The organism is Pseudomonas sp. Irchel 3H7 (assembly GCF_900187605.1).
Taxonomy (GTDB): Bacteria; Pseudomonadota; Gammaproteobacteria; order Pseudomonadales; family Pseudomonadaceae; genus Aquipseudomonas.
Map to the genome: position 1 here is coordinate 263407 of NZ_FYEA01000008.1, position 18202 is coordinate 281608.

Sequence of the window (18202 nt, forward strand, 5' to 3'; positions counted from 1 at the left end):
CTTCCTTATAAATATAGATACGCTCTAGCTGAGCAAGTAAAGTTAACCCCACTCATCGCCAAAGACGCCATCAAACATTTATAAGTTCGTATGTAAGAAATTCAAAAAACAACAACTACTCCAATAAACCCCAACCATCACTCCCGTCGCCCGTGCCACTCCCACCCTCAACTTTCAGCTTGATCTTCAGCTTCAGATTGGTTCCAGAGTCGGCATGTTTCATCACCTCCTCTTCGTTAACAACATGACTCTCAAACAAATCGAACAATGATTGATCAAACGTCTGCATACCCTGCGCCACGGATTTTTCCATGATCGTTTTAAGCTCGCCTAATTCATTACGATGTATCAGATCTCTGACAGTCGGCGTTCCCAGCATGACTTCCACAGCTGCCCGTCTCTGCCCGTCAACCGTGCGCACCAATCGTTGGGAAACACAGGCTTTAAGATTATTGCCCAACGTCTGCAACAACTGCGGTCGTCGCTCTTGCGGGAACATGTTGATAATCCGGTCGAGCGCCTGATTGGCGTTAATAGCGTGCAACGTCGAGAGCACTAAATGCCCGGTATCGGCGAATGCCAGCGCATGTTCCATGGTTTCGCGGTCACGGATTTCGCCGATCAGCACCACATCCGGTGCCTGACGCAGGGTGTTTTTCAGGGCGGCGTGGAAACTGCGCGTATCGACCCCGACTTCCCGTTGATTGATGATCGAACGCTGGTGGCGATGGATGTACTCGATCGGATCCTCGATGGTGATGATGTGCCCGCTGCTGTGGCGATTGCGGTGGTCGATCAGCGCAGCCAGCGACGTCGATTTGCCGGAATCGGTGGCACCGACAAACAGAATCAGCCCCTGCTTGAGCATGACGGTTTCGAGCAGTACCGCTGGCAGTTTCAGATCAGCGAAACGCGGAATGTCGAGTTTGACGTTGCGAATGACGATCGATACATCGTTGCGCTGTTTGAAGATATTGACGCGAAAGCGGCCAATGCCCGTTCGCGAAATCGCCAGGTTCATTTCCAGATCCCGGTCGAACTCCCGTCGTTGCTCGGCGTCCATCAGGGAGGCAGCGATGGCGGCCGTTTCACCGTTTTTGAAAGGTCGTTCGCTCAACACCGTGAGCACGCCGTCGACGCGCGCACTGGGCGCTGCTCCCGTTGACAGGAACAGATCCGAACCGTTTTTATTGGACAAAACTGACAACAGTGCATCGATTTCCATGGCAAAAAACACCCGCGAAGCATTCAATGAACAGACAATGAACTACGCCTGGCGCAGATCAACTGCAACAATGATAGACGTCGCCTCACCGAACCACGCTCAGGACTGATGTAATGAATGCTGTACCGAACAACGACGACGCCCAGGCACTGATCGCCCGCACCGACTGGAGCCGCAGCCCTTTGGGCGCTGCCGGCAACTGGCCGCAAAGCCTGCGCACCGCGGTGGACATCGTGATTCACTCGCCGATGCCGATGCTGTTGTTGTGGGGCCCGCAACTCACGCAGATCTACAACAATGGTTTCGCCCTGCTCGCCGGCCACAAGCATCCGCACGCTTTCGGACAGCCTGCGCACCAGATCTGGCCAGAACTTCGCGACTTTACCGACCCGATTTACAGCGCCGTCCTACAAGGCCAGGTTCGCACCTACAGCGAAAGACGCTTCACCCTGCAGCGCGAAGGCCAAGAGTCCGACTTCTGGCTGGATTTGACCTACAGTCCGATCCGCGATGAAACCGCGCAAGTCGCCGGGATTCTGGTCACCGCCATCGAAACCAACGAACGCCGACGCATCGCTCTGGAACTGCAGCGACGCTCCGAGGAAAGCCTCAAGGCTCAACGGGAAACCGAAGAGCGCCTGCAACTGGCGTTGGCCGCAACTGATGCGGTCGGCACCTGGGATTGGGACATCGGTGAAGACCGCTTTATCGCCGACGCGCATTTCGCCCAATTGCACGGCGTCGATCCCAGTCTCGCCGGGCAGTTGCCGATCAGCGATTACTTGCAAGGCGTGCACCCTGAAGACCGCGCCATGATTGCGCGCAGCATCAAACACTGCATCACCCACGGCACCGAATACGCTGAGGAATATCGCTTGCAGCAAGGCGATGGCGAGGTGCGCTGGGTGTTCGCCCGCGGGCGTTGCTACAAGGATCACCACGGCAGGCCCATGCGCTTCCTCGGCGCGGCGCTGGACCTGACCGAGCGCAAACACACCGAACAGGCGCTGCGCCAGAGCCAGACCGAACTGCAGTTGATCATCAACGCCATGCCGATCCTGATCAGTTATGTCGACTGTGAAGAGCGCTTTCGCCTGAACAACGCGGCCTATCTGGACTGGTACGGCCTCACGCCACAGGAACTCTACGGCCGCACCATTCGCGAAGTCATCGGTGAAGAAGCCTATTTCCTGCGCCTGCCCTACATTGCCGAAGCGCTGGCCGGCAGACCGTGTTCGTTCAGCCTGTACACCCCGCACCGTGATGGCAGTAATCGCCACGCGCTGATGAATTACTTGCCGCGTTACGCCGCCGACGGCGCGATCAGTGGTTTCTATATCTTTGTGATCGATGAGACCGAGCGCAAGAAAACCGAAGAAGCCTTGCGCAATCTCAACGAAACCCTGGAAGAACGGGTCAGCGCCCGTACCGAACAATTGGCCCAGGCCAACCAGCGTTTGCAGAACGAGATGTTCGAACGCGAGCGCGCCGAAGATGCCTTGCGTCACGCGCAGAAGATGGAGGCGGTCGGTCAGCTCACCGGCGGTATCGCCCACGACTTCAATAACATGCTCACCGGCATTATCGGCAGCCTCGATTTGATGCAGCGCTACATCGCCAACGGCCGGGCAGACGAGATTGGTCGTTTTACCGAAGCGGCGGTGTCATCGGCCAACCGTGCGGCAGCATTGACCCATCGCCTGTTGGCATTTTCGCGGCGCCAGTCGCTGGATCGCAAAACCCTGAACGTCAATGAACTGGTGCATTCGCTGGAAGACCTGATCCGTCGGACCAAGGGCGACCCGATCGAACTCACCCTGCGTCTGGCCGAGAACGTGTGGCCGGTCAGCACCGACGTCAGCCAATTGGAAAACGCCCTGCTCAACCTGGTCATCAATGCCCGCGATGCCATGCCCGATGGCGGCGAGTTGTTGATTGAGACGGCCAACGTCTATCTCGACGGCAGCGATATCACCACGCTCGAACCGGTCAAGGCTGGCGATTACCTGATGCTGGCGGTCAGCGACAACGGCACCGGCATGACGCCGTCCGTACGTTCCAAGGCCTTCGATCCGTTTTTCACCACCAAGCCTATTGGTCAAGGCACCGGGCTGGGCCTGTCGATGATTTATGGTTTTGCCCAGCAATCAGGCGGGCATGTCAGCCTCGACAGCCTGCCAGGCCAGGGCACGTGTGTGCGCTTGTACTTGCCGCGGTTGTACGGCATCGAACCGGAACAGCCGGCTATCGTGCCAGTAAAACAAGCGCCGACGACGGCGACCGGTGAAACCGTGGTGGTCGTCGAAGATGACCCGGCGGTGCGCATGCTGGTGCTCGATCTGCTCCGGGAGCTGGGTTATCAGGCCCACGAAGCCGAAGACGCCAAGACCGCCCTGCCCCTGCTCGAATCCGATCTGCGCGTGGACCTGCTGGTCACCGACGTCGGCCTGCCAGGCATGAACGGCCGACAGTTGGCGGAGATTGCCCGTCAGCATCGGCCGGGCCTCAAGGTGCTGTTCATGACCGGCTACGCACAGAAAGCCGCCGAACGGCAGGGGTTTCTCGAGGACGGCATGGACATGGTCGCCAAACCGTTTGCCATTGAGCTGCTGGCCAGCAAGATCCGCACGATGATCAGCCAAACCCCGTGACTTGAGGCATAATCCGCGCCCCGCCGTCACCCCGTTATCAGGTACCGCACGATGAAAGCCCAAGCCCGCCACATTCTGGTGAAAACCGCCGAAGAGGCCGAACAGCTCAAACAACGCATCGCCAAGGGTGAAGCGTTTGATGTGCTGGCGAAGAAATTTTCGACCTGCCCGTCCGGCAAGCGCGGCGGCGATCTGGGTGAAGTGCGGCCGGGGCAGATGGTCGGGGCGATTGATGCGGTGATTTTCAAGAAACCGCTGCGCACTGTGCATGGGCCGATCAAGAGCAAGTTCGGCTATCACCTGGTGCAGGTGTTTTACCGGGATTAATACTTTCCTCACAGGAGCTGCGTAGGAGCTGTGTAGGAGCTGTCGAGTGAAACGAGGCTGCGATCTTTTGATCTTGATCTTGAAAAACAAGATCAAAAGATCGTCCGATCGCGGCCCGAGCCTTCGCCAGCTCCTACAGGGATTGCATTTCAGGTTCTGGGGATCAGTGCTCCTGGCACCTGAATCACCCGACTTGCCAGCAAATGCCCGGCCTCGGCAGCCTCCGCCGGACTCCCCCCCAGCAGTCGCCTGGCCAGATACGCCGCACTGAACGAATCCCCCGCCGCCGTAGTGTCCACCACTTTCTCGACCTTCTGCGCTGGCACTTCAAATGCCTCACCATCACAGCGAATCAGACACGCCTCGGCGCCGCGCTTGAGCACCACTTCCGGCGTGCCGAACTGCGTGTAAGCGGCAAACACCGCGTCGCCATCGGCGAAACCGAACAGCGCCTGTTCGTCATCCACGGTCAGCAACGCCAGATCAACGTAAGGCAACACGCTGCGATACGCCGTCCGCGCGTCTTCTACAGAAGCCCACAACCGTGGCCGGTAGTTGTTATCGAAGACGATGCGCGCATCACGCTGCCGTGCTTCGATCAAGGTCTGGATCAGTTTTTGCCGGCCGAGCGCACCGAGCACGGCCAGGGTGATGCCGCTGAAATACAGCACATCGTAATCCGGCAACGCCGCAAGAATCGGCGCGGCGGCTGGCGTGGTGAAACAGTCGCGCACGGCGGCCTCGTTGCGCCAGTAGAGAAAGCGCCGTTCGCCGTTGGCGTTAGTCTGAATGCAATACAGGCCCGGCAAGCGACCCGGCAGACGCTGCACCAGACCGAGGCCGATACCTTCGCTGCTCCAGATCTGGCACATGGCGTCGCTGAAGCTGTCATCTCCCAGCGCGGTGACGTAGTCGACCTGGGCCTTGTCGCCCATGGCGCGGGATAGATACAGCGCCGTGTTCAGGGTGTCGCCGCCGAAACTTTGCTGCAGGCTGCCGTCGGCACGCTGCTGCAGTTCGATCATGCATTCGCCGATCAGGGCGATGCGCGGGGTGTTCGGGCCCAAGGGGCTGAGGGTGTTCATCTTGTGCTGTCTCTGGTTGATCGATGGTGTCTGGACTGGCGCCTTCGCGAGCAGGCTCGCTCCCACAATTTGGAATGCATTCCCCTGTGGAAGCGAGCCTGCTCGCGAATGGCCGCGACTCGGTCTCAAGCTTTAGAAACAGGTCTCCATGCTCTCGATCACTGACAACTGCTCATCCACCAGCAACCCCACACGCCACTTGTCGAACGTCAGGCACGGGTGCGACGTACCAAAGGAAATGATGTCACCCACACGCAATTCAACGCCCGGCGCCACCGTCATGAACGCGTGCTGATCCATCACCGCCGTGACTTTGCACGCACCGACATCCTCGCCCACTGCCGGCACCACACCCGCCTTGTAACGCAACAACGGCACCGGCAAACCGGCATCGAACGCAACATCACGTTTGCCCAGTGCGATCACCGCGAAGCCCGGCTCGGGCAGCGACTGCACGTGCGCCCAGACTTCCAGCACCGGGCGCAAGCCCTCGTGCAGATCACTGCGACGATCAAGCACGCAGCACTGCGCTTCCTTGTAAATGCCATGGTCATGGGCCACGTAACTGCCGGGACGCAACACACTGAGGAAACGTCCGGATGCGTTTTGTGCCTCGAACGATTCGGCAATCAGGTCGTACCACGCCGAACCCGAGGCAGTGATGATCGGCTTACCGATAGCGAACGCGCCGCTGTCTTGCAATTGCACCGCCAGGCGCACCAGTGACGCGGCAAATTCACGAATGCCACTGACCGCGTGATCACCGTGAATCACCCCTTCGTAACCTTCAATGCCGGTCAGGGCCAGCGCCGGTTGCGCGGTGATCGCCTTGGCCAGTTCGATGACTTCCTGTTCGCTGCGGCAACCGCAACGCCCGCCGACTACGCCGTATTCGATCATCACGTTCAGCTTCACCCCGCGCGTGGCGAAGTAGGCGCCGAGATCCGCGACGTTGTCCGGGTGATCGACCATGCAGTAAAAATCGAACGACGGATCCGCCAGCAGATCGGCAATCAGCGCCATGTTCGGCGTGCCAACCAGTTGGTTAGCCATCAGCACCCGGCGCACACCATGGGCGTAAGCGGCGCGAGTCTGGGTCGCGCTGGCGAGGGTGATGCCCCAGGCACCGGCGTCGAGCTGACGCTTGAACAGTGCCGGGGTCATGCTGGTTTTGCCGTGAGGCGCAAGCTGCGCGCCGCTGTCGCTGACAAACTTCTGCATCCAGCGGATGTTGTGCTCCAGCGCTTCGCGGTGCAGCACCAGCGCCGGCAGGCTGACGTCGCGTACCAGTTGCGCGCCGATGGCGGCGTCGCCCTTTTCCACAGCAGTATTGATGGCAGTCGTCATGGTCGAACTCCTCACTTTCGCGGCCGCAGGCAGCCGTGGTTATTCGTTGATGCGCCGGGCGAGGCTGTTGGCGCTCTCGATCAGCACTCGGCGATAGTCGTTGTAATTGTTCTTCGCATCGGCCCGCGGGGCGACGATGCACAAAGTGCAAATCGCTACGCCTTGAGGGTCTTTGACCGGTGCGGCGAAGCAGTGGGTAAAGGTGTCGGCGACGCTGTCGAAGGAAAAGAATCCATCGATACCCGCCTGACGGATTTCCGCGAGAAAACGCTCCAGCGGCAGACGTTCGCCATCGGGCAGGATGAAGTCGTCTTCGTCGATCAGGTCGATGATCTGTTGATCGCTCAAGTGCGCGAGCAACAGACGCCCGGAAGCCGTCCACGGGATGGGGGCGTTTTCACCGATGTCGGAGGAAATGCGGAAATGCCGCTCGCCCTCCTTCATCAACGCCACTGTGTATTTACGGCCGTTGAGCAGGCACATCTGCGCGGTTTCATGGGTCTGGCTGACGATCTCCTGCAAGGCGTGATCGGCCTCGCGGCTGAGGTCGAAATGACGCAAATGCGCCTGACCGAGAAAATACAACTGCCGGCCCAGATAGACATGACCGTCCTTGCCCACCGGCTCCAGAATTCGTCGCTCGAGCAGCGACGCGACCAGTTCGTAGACCGTGGATTTCGGGCTGCCGATGCCGTTGGCGATGTCGTTGGGGCGCAGCGGCTGGCCGATCTCCTTGAGGAAATCGAGGATATCGAACGCCCGGTCCAGACCGCGTGCCCGGCGTTTGATGGTGTCTTCGGTCATTTCAGTGGTTCCCATTCAAAGTCGCCGGATGGTAACTGGCCCTTGGTGTTGTGTCAGTTGGATTGCTGCCCTCACCCCCCGCCCTCTCCCTGAGGGAGAGGGAGCCTGACTGTATCGATGCACATGTCATGGTCAGCCGCCAAAATCTGCATCGATGGAGATCAGTCCCCTCTCCCAGAGAGAAAGAGCCTGGCCGTATCGATGTAAATGTAAGCGTCATACGCAAAATCCACATCGATACAGATCAGTCCCCTCTCCCTTGGGAGAGGGTTAGGGTGAGGGGCTGCGGCCTAAGCAACACAGCAATTTTCAAGCCTTCTTCTTGTACGCGATGCAGTCGATCTCGACCTTGCAATCGACCATCATGCTCGCCTGCACACAGGCCCGCGCCGGTGCGTGTTCAGGTTTGAAGTACTCGCCGAAAACCTTGTTGAAACTGCTGAAATCACGCGGATCATCCAGCCACACCCCGGCACGCACGACATCTTCCAGGCCATAACCGGCCTCTTCGAGAATCGCGATCAGGTTCTTCATGGTCTGATGGGTCTGCTCGACGATGCCGCCGACAATAATCTCGCCATCCACCGCTGGCACTTGGCCGGACACATGCAGCCAGCCATCCGCTTCAACGGCGCGAGCGAAGGGACGTGGCTGGCCGCCAGCGGCGGTGCTGCCGGTGCCGTAACGCGTAATGCTCATGGGTGCTTCTCCTGATTACAAAACGAAAGTTAAAACCGCGTGCTCTTGAGAAACTCAGCCAGACGCGGCGATTGCGGGCGCTCGAACAGTTCCTTGGGAGGCCCCTGCTCTTCGATTCGCCCCTGATTCATGAAAACGATTTTGTCCGAGACCTCGAAGGCGAAACGCATCTCGTGGGTCACCAGCAGCATGGTCATGCCGTCTTCGGCCAGCCCCTTGATCACGTTGAGCACTTCGCCAACCAGTTCCGGGTCGAGGGCCGAAGTGACTTCATCAAACAGCATCAGGCTCGGGTTCATCGCAATCGCCCGGGCGATCGCCACGCGCTGTTGCTGACCGCCGGACAACTGACCGGGAAAGTGATTGCGCCGCTCCAGCAAGCCGACGCGCTCCAGCCACTTTTCCGCGAGGACGACGGCTTCGTCCTTGTGCATTTTCTTCACCTTGAGCAAGCCCAGGGTGACGTTCTGCAACGCGGTCAAATGCGGGAACAGGTTGAACTGCTGGAACGCCATGCCGGTCATCGCACGATGGCGGGCGATGACTTTTTCGGCATGCCGCACTCGCTTGCCGTTGACCTCTTCATAGCCGATGGATTCGCCGTCGAGCAGGATCTGTCCGCCCTGGAATTCTTCGAGCATGTTCACGCAACGCAGCAGCGTGGTTTTACCCGAACCGCTGGAACCGATCAGCGTCACCACGTTGCCGCGCTGCATGCTCAGATCGACACCTTTGAGCACTTCTACTGCGCCGTACTGTTTGTGCAGGCCACGGATGTCCAGCAACGCCTGATTCTGTGGAGAAACTTGAGCTTGAGTCATGGCAGGGCCACCCGCTTTTCAATGTGCCGGCCGAGTAATTCGATGCCGTAGTTGATGACGAAGAACAGAAAACCGGCGAACAGATAAAACTCCAGGGTCATGAAGTTCCGGGCGATGATCTGTTGCGTGCTGAGCAGCAATTCGGCCACGCCGATCACCGAGAGCAAGGTCGAAGCCTTGACGATTTCGGTGGACGAGTTGACCCAGGTCGGCAGGATCTGCCGCAGTGCCTGGGGTAACAGCACATAACCGAGGGATTGATAAAATGTCAGGCCGATGGCTTTGCTCGCCTCCATCTGCCCGCGCGGCAAGGCTTGCAGCGCACCCCGCACGATTTCAGCGACGTGGGAGCCGCAGAACAGCGTCAGCCCCAAGGCCCCGGCCTGAAATGCGCTGATCTGCCAGCCGAGTGCCGGCGCCATATAGAAGCAGGCCAGTACCAGCACAAACACCGGCGTGCCGCGAATCAGATCGACGTAAAACCGAAACGGTGCGCGCATCCAGAACTTGCCGTACGTCAGCACCAACCCGGTAATAACGCCGAGCATCGTGCCGAGCAGAATCGCCAGCGCCGACACTTGCACGCTGGTCAAAAAACCCTGCCACAGTGGCTCGCGTGCGACCCACAACTCATGTAACCAACTGGGCGATTCGTACATCGCAGCCTCCTATCGGCGGATCGCCAGACGCTGCTCGAGGTAGCGCAGCAGCATGGCAATGAGGTAACAGGCCGCGACATACAACGCCGTGGTCACCAGCCAGGTTTCAATCACCCGGTAGCTCTCGACGTTGATCTTGCGCGCGTAATAGGTCAGCTCCGGCACCGCGATCGCGGCAGCCAGCGAGGTGTCCTTGAACAGCGAAATGAAGTTGTTCGACAGCGCCGGCAAGACGTTGCGCAACATCACCGGCACGGTGACGTAGGCCTTGACCTGCCACTCGCCGAGCCCTATCGCCAGCCCTGCTTCGCGCTGGCCCTTGGGAATACTCAGCAAGCCGCCACGGAACACTTCGGTCAGGTACGCCCCGGCATACAACGACAGCGTGATGATGAACGAGGGAATCTTGTCCAGACGAATGCCCAGGCTTGGCAGCGCAAAGTAGATCAACAGAATCAACACCAGAATCGGCGTGTTACGCACCACCGTGACGTACACCGAAGCCAGCACCCGCAAGGCGCGATGCTTCGACAGCAAGGCAAACGCCATCAGCAGGCCGATCACGCAGCCGATGGCGATCGACACCAGCGCCAGTTCGAGGCCCAGACCGAGCCCCGCCAGCAAGGTGTCGAAATCGCGCCAGACGGCGGCAAAGTTCAACTGATAGTTCATGGTCAGCAGTACCTTGAGCGGGGCGACTTCAATCGCCCCACTCTCACGGGATCATTTGAATTCGACTGGGAAACCAATTGCTGGCGAAGGCAGATCTACACCGAACCATTGCTTGAACGACGCCGCATAAGTCGGGAATTCAACGCCGGTCATGGCTTCATGCAGCGCGGTGTTGACGAAGTTCAGCCAGTCCTGATCGCCGCGTTTCACCGCGCACGCATAGGTTTGCGGGCTCCACGCATAGGTCGGGCTGCGGTAGCGGCCAGGGTTCTGCACCATCAGGTATTTGACCGAGGACTGGTCGGTGGCGGCGGCATCGGCGCGGCCGGAGTTCACCGCCTGATACATCAGGTCGACGCTGTCGTACTGATCGACCTTGGCTTTCGGCAATGCCTGATGCACCAGTTCTTCGGCATAGACGTTTTGCAGCACCGCCACGGTGACGCTGTCGCCGGCGGCCTGCAGGTCTTCAATTTCCTTGTACTTGCTGTTATTCGGCAGCAACAGGCCGACGCCTTCGCGGTAGTACGGCAGGGTGAACGCCACTTGTTGCGCGCGGCTGGCGGTAACGGTGATGAACTGGCAGCTCATGTCGACCTTGTCGGTGAGCAGATTGGGAATCCGCGCATCGGACGACTGCACCACGAACTCGACTTTGCTCGGATCATTGAACAGACCTTTGGCGACGATCCGCGCGATGTCGATATCAAAGCCCTGCAACTTGCCGTCCGCGCCCTGAAAGTGCCACGGCGCATTGGTGCTGCCGGTGCCCACGATCAATTTGCCACGGGCCAGAACACTGTCGAGTTTGCTGTCGGCTGCCTGGGCCATACCCATGACAGCGGACGAAGCCGCAAGAACAAAAACACACGCTTTGAACAACGAAGGACGGCGATGCATGGCAAGCACTCCAGAATGGTGTTTATTCCGCTATACCGGAACACGGTTTGTTACTACGGAATAGACAGCAGAAAGTGTGCCACAGGATTGTTGGGGAATCTGTAGTGGAATTAAAAGTTTTCGAAATCAAAGAGATGCAGAAAAAGACAATGGCGCTGTTACCAAAGACACCATGAAGACTCGCTACCGTTGGCTACACACGCCGGGTATTCGCGCCACATTGCGGGGCGCATGACACAAAAAAAAGCGCGTGACACCTGTCAACTCTGACAGTAGGCGTGCGGAGCGCGCTGGATTACCGTTTAGTGAAACAGCGACAACTGAAAAGGAGATTCTCATGAGCGCGAATATCCCTCTCGCCACGTTGCCCCCCACCTATCGCAAAGCCCTGAAAACCTGGCGCCCAGTAATCCTTTATTTCGCTAACGAACATTGCCCCGCCTGCGAGTGGGCCGGGCCGATTTTTCGCCAGACGGCCGAGCCATACCGGCATCGCGCCAATATCTACATGCTCAATACCAGCGAGTCCCCGCGCCACCCGCTGGTCACCGGCACGCCCACCGTACTGTTCTACAAGAACGGCAGGCTGGTGAAAAAACTCAAAGGCATCGGCACGGAAGAAACCCTCTCACGGGATTTCACCGAGCACATCGGCAAGACCAAAGCGCCCGTTGCCGTCCGTAAAAAAACGCATGATCTGCTCTGGCTGCGTCAGACACTTCGTACTCTGTGCACCGTTGCACGTGCACACCTGCGGAGTCAGTGCTGAACAGGCTGAAGGTTCCGAAGCCGGGTTAACCAAAAAGTCGCAGGGAGGGATAAGGACATGACGAATTTGATCAGGAATGGCGAGTTCTACGAAGGCGAGAAAGACTGGTCAGTGAGCCATCCAGATCAGGTGAAATTCAACGAGGATGACTGCAGGATCACTTCACCCGGATACATCAGTCAGGACGTCATTTTCCAATCTGAAGCCGAAGAATATGCGCTGTCCGCCAGAATCAAGACTGCATCCGGCTCCACGGCTCGCGTGATATTGACGCTACATCCTGCTGGCGACGAACTTGAGTTGGCGCTGACAGACGATCCAAACTGGCAAGTGCGAACCGACTGGATCCTCGCGCCAGCCGGCACGACCGGCGCCACAGTCAGACTCCAGACAGACGGAGCAAACAGCGTCGCCGCCGCGCAATTTGGCAGTCTGGTGCTACTGAGTCTGGAGACTAGAGAACCGAAAAACACCCTTGAGCGAATCGTGGTGTAGTGGAGATCCCTGTTCGGTGTCAGGGGATAAATCCAGCTTCCTGTTCTCTTGTTGAAGCGCACTCATTCGAGCAGTGACGTCGAAAGCCGGAAGTAAAAACGCCCAAGGAACAGCAAGGCAGTGGTACGTCAGGATGAACAATGGATCAACCCAAGCATTCGCGAGCAGGCTCACTCCCACATTTGAAACGCATTCCAATGTGGGAGCGAGCTTGCTCGCGAAGTGGCCGGCACGTTTCGTAGAGAACTCAAGGATTACGCTGGCGCGCGCTCCAAAAGCACCCGCGTCACCCGCCGCTCTTCCACCGCTTTGACCGTCATGTGCCAGCCTTCAAGTTCCAGACGATCACCAATGACCGGGAGACGATCAAGAAGGCTCATCACCAACCCGGCCATGGTCTGATAGTCCTCGGTCGTCTTGGCGCCAAACCCGGTGCGTTGGCGCACCCGCGCCAGGTTCAACGCACCGCTGACCATAAACCCGCCCTGCTCCTCGACCACGTCCGGGCCTTCGATTTCGCTGGCATCGGGCAACTCACCGGCAATCGATTCGAGAATGTCGGTCATGGTCAATACGCCGACAAAGTCGCCGAACTCGTTGACCACGAAGGCAATGTGCGTCGACGCAGCGCGCATCTGCTCCAGTGCGTTGAGGATCGAGTAACTGTCGAGCAAATTGATGGTCTTGCGCGCCAGGTGTTCCAAGTTCGGCTCGGTGCCGGCCAGGTATTCCTTGAGCAGTTCCTTCTTGTGCACGAAGCCCAACGGCTCATCCACCGCACCGTTGCGAATCAACGGCAGACGCGAATAGGACGAGTGCATCAAGCGGGTTCGAATCGCCTCGCGGTCATCGGCCAGATCAATCGTGTCGACATCGGCGCGCACGGTCATCAGCCCGCGAATCGGCCGCTCGGCCAGTTGCAGCACACCGCTGATCATCACCCGTTCACGACGATCGAACAGTTCGGTACTTGGCGCGTCACCGTCGTCGAGCAGGTCGGAGAGTTCTTCGCCGACCTCTTCCACCGCCAGTTTGCGCCCGCCCAGCAAACGCATGACCGCGTGAGCCGTGCGCTCGCGTATCGGCCGTAAACCCTGCATCGAGCGCTTGCGCCGAGCCCGGGCGATCTGGTTGAACACCTCGATCAGAATCGAGAAACCGATGGCGGCGTACAGATAACCTTTCGGAATGTGGAAGCCCAGACCTTCGGCGGTCAGGGCGAAACCGATCATCATCAGGAAGCCCAGACACAGCATGATCACCGTCGGGTGCGCGTTGACGAAGCGCGTCAGCGGCTTGCTGGCGACAATCATCAAGCCAATCGAGATGATCACCGCGATCATCATCACCGCCAGTTCATCGACCATGCCCACGGCGGTGATCACCGCATCGAGGGAGAACACTGCATCGAGCACCACAATCTGCGCGACGATCGGCCAGAACAAGGCATAAGCGGCGTTGGTCGTGCGCTCACCGATGTGGCCTTCAAGGCGCTCGTGCAATTCCATGGTGGCCTTGAACAGCAGGAACACACCACCGAACAGCATGATCAGGTCGCGGCCGGAGAAGCTCTTGTCGAACACCTCGAACAACGGCTGCGTGAGGGTGACCAGCCAGGAAATACTCGCCAACAGGCCAAGACGCATGATCAGCGCCAGCGACAGGCCGATAATCCGTGCACGATCACGTTGATGCGGCGGCAATTTATCCGCGAGGATTGCGATGAACACCAGGTTGTCGATACCCAGCACCAGTTCCAGCACGATCAAAGTCAACAAGCCTAACCAGGCCGTGGGATCCGCTAACCATTCCATAAAACGTCTCTATCTCTCTCGATTGATTCAGGCTGCCGGACACGGCAAAGCGCAACGCAAAGGCTCTGGGGCCGCGTTAGCAACGATAGTCGGGTGTCGGAAAACTGGTTGCTGCGAGTGCGTCAAGACCGCGCCATGGCGCGTGGGGAAGCTGAAACTGGGAGGCTCCGAGAGGGTGTTCATGTAGATCCTGAATGAAAAGTGGCCTTGGAGCGTACAGGCTTTGGGAACATTTCCTACAGCGGCAAATCATTTCAAAATCTGTAATCCGCCCCGAATACCTCTGTAGGAGCTGCCGAAGGCTGCGATCTTTTGATTTTGATTCTTAAAAACAAGATCAAAAGATCGCAGCCTTCGGCAGCTCCTACAGTTCGGTGTCAGCGTCCGGCAAAACGCAATCGCGACAACTGCCGCAAGTCCCCCTCGATGTAGTAATCGTTAGTCCAACTGTCATCCACGGCCAACGGACTCACCTGCTTCAACGCCAGCTTCTTCGCGAAATAGCGAAACCGGTAATGCTCGTAAAATCGCAGCAGTTCCAGCCCGTAACGATCCGCCAGATCGGTGTCGCCGCGAATGATCAGGTAGTTTTCATCGTTGCCATTGCTGGCCGAAGCGCTGAGGTTATGGCTGCCACTGATGATGGTCGGCGTATCGGTGGTGAAGTCGGTGACCACCGCTTTGGTGTGCACCAGCAGATTGCCTTTCTGACCTTTCATGTTCTCGCGCAGCCAGCCTTCCAGACCGGTATTGAGCAAAGCGGTGGCGGCGAATTCGGCGCTGCGGTCGGCGTGAAACCCGGTGATGCGGCTGGCGGTGTTTTGCAGGCCATAACGCAAAATGTCGTCGTGGGGCTGTCCAAGCAAGGCATTAAGGATCGCGTCCGGCAGCGAAAACGCGGTGACGAACAGCACGTCCTTTTTTGCCGCGCTGATGATGTTCTCGAACGCCTGCAGGTCAGCCCCGCCGGTACGCGGTGAAAACCCGGTAAATAACGGCTGCTGCGGATTCATCGGATTGTGTTCGGTGATCCAGTCACGGGTTGCACCGACGTCGTCCGGCTGCACCCAGATCTGCTCGAACGTCTGCTGATAACTCGCGGCGATCGATTCATCGTCCAGCACATGCACCACGTTGGCCTGCCGGTAGACCCCGTTGGCGGTGAAATTAGTGCTGCCACACAGAACCGCTTCAGGGTGATGCTCACCACTGACACCGACGCGACTGAGGACCATGAATTTGTTGTGAAAGATGTTATGGGTCACTCGCCCGCGTTTGCTCGCCGCAGGCAGTGCCGCCAGACTCGCTTCGTTGATTGTGGTGTCTTCATCGTCCGGCCGGGCGTGGTAGAGCACCCGCACCTTCACGCCCCGCGCGAACGCCGCGTTCACCGCTACGACGATCGCCTGCAATTGATATTCGTAGATGGCAATGTCCAGCGCCCATTGGCCATCGACGGCACGCTCGATAAAACCCAGCAAGCGCCCGAGCAAGCCGTTTTCCAGCCACTGACGGGCCGCATCGGGCCAGGCTTCGATGGGCATGTTTTTATTGGCGCTGATCTGCGCGTCGAGATCGGGAAACTTGCGCTGGAACGCCTGACTGGCAGCAACGGCTCGATTGAAATTCACGCTTTGGTTGCTCGGCTGGCCGTCATCGGAAGTGATCGTCAGCTCCAGCGACTCGCCCAACTGCACGGCATCGGCCGTGCCGTAGGCCGGATGCACGCGATAGTGGAGGGTCATGCCCGGATTGACCGCGTAATCCGCCCAGCGAAATTTCTGCAGCGGCGCGGTATCGCTTGGTGTCGCGTGGAACTGGGGAAAGGTGTGAGCCTTATTCGGGAAGGTCAGGCTGTTGAACAGGAACAACCAGGGTTTGGCGCCCTGCTGCTTTTCGATGGCAAATCCCAGCAGGCCTTTGCGCCGGGGTTCGGCCAGATCCATGGCCAGCAGCACGCCGTTGGTGCCGGCGTAGGCTTTGACGCGGAAGTCGTCTTGAGGGTTTTTGACCAGAACGCGCATCGCTCACTCCTTGTGATTGGGCTGGGTGCAGCATAGAGCAGTGATGCGGGTTTTGAGTGTTCGGTTCTAGACCGGGTCGATGCAATCGCGAGCAGGCTCACTCCTACAGGGGAACGCATTCCAAATGTAGGAGTGAGCCTGCTCGCGAAGACGGTAGAACAATCGCCGAAAAGGTTAGAGAGAAATCAGCTCATCAATGTGTCGATACTCGGATCCCAACGCTGAAGCCAGATCCCGTGCCCGACCCAACCGGATCGGCCCGCGCTCGATATCGATCAACAACCCCGGACACGCCAGCGCCGCTAGTCCCGACCACTGTTTCAAACGCCCATCGGTCACCACCAGCAGGCGTTGCTGCTCGGCGGGAAAACGCTTGCGGCGCACCGCCAGCCATTGCTCTGCCTGCGCCAGTGCCGCCAGCAACGGCGTGCCACCGCCAGCGCCCAACGCCTCCAGCCAGCTATGCAAACCGCTGGAGGCCTTCAACCCTTGCACCTGCCATTTCGGCGCCGAGCCGCTGGCCGTCAACAAGGCCAGGCGCGCCCGTTGGCGATAGGCGTCATCGAACAGTTGCGCGAGCAGGCCTTTGGCATCGCTCAAGGCCTGATGACGCCGCGTCGAGGCGGAGGCATCGACGATCACCAGCCACAGCTCATGCGGCGAGCGTGTGCGCAGTTGAAACAGCAGATCTTCACGAACCCGAGGACGCCCCTTGAGCAACGTGCCCGGCCAGTTCACCGTACCGCTGCGGGCCGTATGGCGCTTGCCCTGACGTCCGTTGTCCAGCCGTCCGGCGCGGGGTCTGGCATTCGCCCCCGCATCGGATCGGGGGCGAATGCCTAAGGCTTTTTTGGCCAGCTCGGCACTTCGCGGCGGGCGCCGGTGGCGAGCGCCGGCGCCGGCATGTCACCCCACTGGCCCTGCCCTTCGCTCGGTGATGCCTGAGTCTCGGCCGGCGCCTGAGCCGGTTGTTGCGGACTCGATGGCGCTTGCTCACGGCGCCGATGGCGCAGGGCAAACTCGGCCACGGCGTCGATGTCTTCCTCGCCAATCACCGCGGCCCCACGCCATGCCGCGTGAGCACGAGCGGCGCGTAACCAGACCAGGTCGGCACGCAGTCCATCGACGCCGGCAGCAAAGCAACGCTCGGTGATCTGCGCCAGTGCGGCATCGTCCAGCGCAATATTGGCCAAGGCAGCGCGAGCATTTTCGCAACGCACACGCAGGGCTTGTTGCTCAGCTTCCCACTGCGTGCAGAACGCTTGCGGGTCGCTGTCGAAATCCAGACGCCGGCGGATGATCTGCCCGCGCTCGGTCGGCGCCGTGTGGCCACTGAGGGCAACGTTCAGGCCGAAGCGGTCAAGCAGTTGCGGACGCAGCTCGCCCTCTTCCGGGTTCATCGTGCCGATCAGCACGAACTTCGCCGAATGCCGATGGGAGATGCCGTCGCGCTCGATCAGGTTGGTGCCGCTGGCGGCAACGTCGAGCAGCAGATCGACCAAATGATCGGGCAGCAGATTGACTTCATCGACGTAGAGCACGCCGCCGTCAGCCTTGGCCAGTACGCCCGGCGAAAACTGCGCTCGCCCCTCGCTGAGGGCGGCGTCGAGGTCGAGGGTGCCGACCAGGCGTTCTTCAGTCGCACCCAGCGGCAAGGTGACAAATTGACCGCTGGCGAGCAGGTCGGCCAAACCACGGGCCAGGGTGGATTTGGCCATGCCGCGCGGGCCTTCGATCAGCACACCGCCGATTTTCGGGTCGATGGCGGTGAGGCACAGGGCGAGTTTCAAGTCATCGGCACCGACCACGGCGGAGAGCGGGAAATGCGGGGTGTCGGTCATTTGGGTTTTCTCTGTCGTGGTCGTGGATGTACTTGGCATTGTGGGGTGTCAGTCGGGGTGGCCCTCACC

17 protein-coding genes are annotated in these 18202 nt (G+C 59.3%); 4 read left to right on the forward strand and 13 right to left on the reverse strand.

Features of this window, described 5'->3' with window-relative positions:
- Positions 1 to 115: 115 nt before the first annotated feature.
- Entirely contained in the window at positions 116 to 1225 is a 1110-nt protein-coding gene (locus CKW38_RS17285; protein ID WP_095113363.1) for a PilT/PilU family type 4a pilus ATPase, read from the reverse strand.
- A 113-nt stretch (positions 1226 to 1338) separates the two neighbouring features.
- Here CKW38_RS17285 and CKW38_RS17290 point away from each other — a divergent pair, with 113 nt between their 5' ends.
- Both CKW38_RS17290 and CKW38_RS17295 read left to right on the forward strand, forming a co-directional pair.
- The gene (locus CKW38_RS17290) at positions 1339 to 3876 is read left to right on the forward strand and encodes a PAS domain-containing sensor histidine kinase (RefSeq protein WP_095113364.1); all 2538 of its coding nucleotides are present in this window, start codon (positions 1339 to 1341) and stop codon (positions 3874 to 3876) included.
- Between the two features lie 51 nt (positions 3877 to 3927).
- Positions 3928 to 4203 (forward strand): peptidylprolyl isomerase, encoded by a 276-nt coding sequence (locus CKW38_RS17295; RefSeq protein WP_007912322.1) that lies wholly within the window; start codon positions 3928 to 3930, stop codon positions 4201 to 4203.
- Between the two features lie 149 nt (positions 4204 to 4352).
- On the opposite strand, the gene CKW38_RS17300 is transcribed toward CKW38_RS17295, so the two are convergent.
- The 8 genes from CKW38_RS17300 to CKW38_RS17335 all read right to left on the reverse strand — a co-directional run bounded on the left by CKW38_RS17300 (position 4353) and on the right by CKW38_RS17335 (position 11190).
- Positions 4353 to 5288, reverse strand: a complete 936-nt coding sequence (locus CKW38_RS17300; protein WP_095113365.1) for a sugar kinase — start codon at positions 5286 to 5288, stop codon at positions 4353 to 4355.
- A gap of 132 nt (positions 5289 to 5420) precedes the next feature.
- Positions 5421 to 6635 carry an amino acid deaminase gene (locus CKW38_RS17305; protein WP_095113366.1) on the reverse strand — a complete coding sequence of 405 codons (1215 nt, stop codon included), beginning with the start codon at positions 6633 to 6635 and terminating at the stop codon, positions 5421 to 5423.
- Between the two features lie 39 nt (positions 6636 to 6674).
- On the reverse strand, positions 6675 to 7439 hold the full coding sequence (locus tag CKW38_RS17310) for an IclR family transcriptional regulator (RefSeq protein WP_007912327.1): 765 nt from the start codon (positions 7437 to 7439) through the stop codon (positions 6675 to 6677).
- A 309-nt stretch (positions 7440 to 7748) separates the two neighbouring features.
- The gene (locus CKW38_RS17315; protein ID WP_007912330.1) at positions 7749 to 8138 is read right to left on the reverse strand and encodes a RidA family protein; all 390 of its coding nucleotides are present in this window, start codon (positions 8136 to 8138) and stop codon (positions 7749 to 7751) included.
- A gap of 29 nt (positions 8139 to 8167) precedes the next feature.
- Positions 8168 to 8959, reverse strand: a complete 792-nt coding sequence (locus CKW38_RS17320; RefSeq protein ID WP_095113367.1) for an amino acid ABC transporter ATP-binding protein — start codon at positions 8957 to 8959, stop codon at positions 8168 to 8170.
- Positions 8956 to 9618: an amino acid ABC transporter permease gene (locus CKW38_RS17325; RefSeq protein ID WP_007912332.1), complete on the reverse strand. Its 663-nt coding sequence runs from the start codon at positions 9616 to 9618 to the stop codon at positions 8956 to 8958. The genes CKW38_RS17320 and CKW38_RS17325 overlap by 4 nt, the downstream gene beginning before the upstream one ends.
- 9 nt (positions 9619 to 9627) lie before the next feature.
- Complete coding sequence (locus CKW38_RS17330) at positions 9628 to 10290, reverse strand: amino acid ABC transporter permease (RefSeq protein WP_003225455.1); 663 nt, start codon at positions 10288 to 10290, stop codon at positions 9628 to 9630.
- 51 nt (positions 10291 to 10341) lie between these two features.
- Complete coding sequence (locus CKW38_RS17335) at positions 10342 to 11190, reverse strand: transporter substrate-binding domain-containing protein (protein ID WP_064117896.1); 849 nt, start codon at positions 11188 to 11190, stop codon at positions 10342 to 10344.
- Positions 11191 to 11527: 337 nt separating this feature from the next.
- Here CKW38_RS17335 and CKW38_RS17340 point away from each other — a divergent pair, with 337 nt between their 5' ends.
- Together CKW38_RS17340 and CKW38_RS17345 are read left to right on the forward strand one after the other, a co-directional pair.
- Complete coding sequence (locus CKW38_RS17340; protein ID WP_095113368.1) at positions 11528 to 11959, forward strand: co-chaperone YbbN; 432 nt, start codon at positions 11528 to 11530, stop codon at positions 11957 to 11959.
- A gap of 57 nt (positions 11960 to 12016) precedes the next feature.
- A complete protein-coding gene (locus CKW38_RS17345; protein ID WP_007912336.1) occupies positions 12017 to 12454 on the forward strand; it encodes a hypothetical protein in 438 nt (145 codons plus the stop codon).
- Positions 12455 to 12708: 254 nt separating this feature from the next.
- On the opposite strand, the gene CKW38_RS17350 is transcribed toward CKW38_RS17345, so the two are convergent.
- The 4 genes from CKW38_RS17350 to CKW38_RS17365 form a co-directional block, all read right to left on the reverse strand.
- Positions 12709 to 14268 carry a TerC family protein gene (locus tag CKW38_RS17350; RefSeq protein WP_095113369.1) on the reverse strand — a complete coding sequence of 520 codons (1560 nt, stop codon included), beginning with the start codon at positions 14266 to 14268 and terminating at the stop codon, positions 12709 to 12711.
- Between the two features lie 377 nt (positions 14269 to 14645).
- The gene (locus CKW38_RS17355) at positions 14646 to 16292 is read right to left on the reverse strand and encodes a phospholipase D-like domain-containing protein (protein WP_095113370.1); all 1647 of its coding nucleotides are present in this window, start codon (positions 16290 to 16292) and stop codon (positions 14646 to 14648) included.
- A gap of 174 nt (positions 16293 to 16466) precedes the next feature.
- A complete protein-coding gene (locus CKW38_RS17360) occupies positions 16467 to 17150 on the reverse strand; it encodes a VWA domain-containing protein (protein WP_176472345.1) in 684 nt (227 codons plus the stop codon).
- Positions 17132 to 18133 carry an ATP-binding protein gene (locus tag CKW38_RS17365; RefSeq protein ID WP_007919214.1) on the reverse strand — a complete coding sequence of 334 codons (1002 nt, stop codon included), beginning with the start codon at positions 18131 to 18133 and terminating at the stop codon, positions 17132 to 17134. Before CKW38_RS17365 ends, CKW38_RS17360 begins: the two co-directional genes overlap by 19 nt.
- Between the last annotated feature and the right edge of the window lie 69 nt (positions 18134 to 18202).

Coding starts and splice junctions, on each gene's coding strand:
- CKW38_RS17285 (WP_095113363.1), bottom strand. CDS start 1,225: ATGGAAATCGATGCACTGTTGTCAGTTTTGTCCAATAAAAACGGTTCG.
- CKW38_RS17290 (WP_095113364.1), top strand. CDS start 1,339: ATGAATGCTGTACCGAACAACGACGACGCCCAGGCACTGATCGCCCGC.
- CKW38_RS17295 (WP_007912322.1), top strand. CDS start 3,928: ATGAAAGCCCAAGCCCGCCACATTCTGGTGAAAACCGCCGAAGAGGCC.
- CKW38_RS17300 (WP_095113365.1), bottom strand. CDS start 5,288: ATGAACACCCTCAGCCCCTTGGGCCCGAACACCCCGCGCATCGCCCTG.
- CKW38_RS17305 (WP_095113366.1), bottom strand. CDS start 6,635: ATGACGACTGCCATCAATACTGCTGTGGAAAAGGGCGACGCCGCCATC.
- CKW38_RS17310 (WP_007912327.1), bottom strand. CDS start 7,439: ATGACCGAAGACACCATCAAACGCCGGGCACGCGGTCTGGACCGGGCG.
- CKW38_RS17315 (WP_007912330.1), bottom strand. CDS start 8,138: ATGAGCATTACGCGTTACGGCACCGGCAGCACCGCCGCTGGCGGCCAG.
- CKW38_RS17320 (WP_095113367.1), bottom strand. CDS start 8,959: ATGACTCAAGCTCAAGTTTCTCCACAGAATCAGGCGTTGCTGGACATC.
- CKW38_RS17325 (WP_007912332.1), bottom strand. CDS start 9,618: ATGTACGAATCGCCCAGTTGGTTACATGAGTTGTGGGTCGCACGCGAG.
- CKW38_RS17330 (WP_003225455.1), bottom strand. CDS start 10,290: ATGAACTATCAGTTGAACTTTGCCGCCGTCTGGCGCGATTTCGACACC.
- CKW38_RS17335 (WP_064117896.1), bottom strand. CDS start 11,190: ATGCATCGCCGTCCTTCGTTGTTCAAAGCGTGTGTTTTTGTTCTTGCG.
- CKW38_RS17340 (WP_095113368.1), top strand. CDS start 11,528: ATGAGCGCGAATATCCCTCTCGCCACGTTGCCCCCCACCTATCGCAAA.
- CKW38_RS17345 (WP_007912336.1), top strand. CDS start 12,017: ATGACGAATTTGATCAGGAATGGCGAGTTCTACGAAGGCGAGAAAGAC.
- CKW38_RS17350 (WP_095113369.1), bottom strand. CDS start 14,268: ATGGAATGGTTAGCGGATCCCACGGCCTGGTTAGGCTTGTTGACTTTG.
- CKW38_RS17355 (WP_095113370.1), bottom strand. CDS start 16,292: ATGCGCGTTCTGGTCAAAAACCCTCAAGACGACTTCCGCGTCAAAGCC.
- CKW38_RS17365 (WP_007919214.1), bottom strand. CDS start 18,133: ATGACCGACACCCCGCATTTCCCGCTCTCCGCCGTGGTCGGTGCCGAT.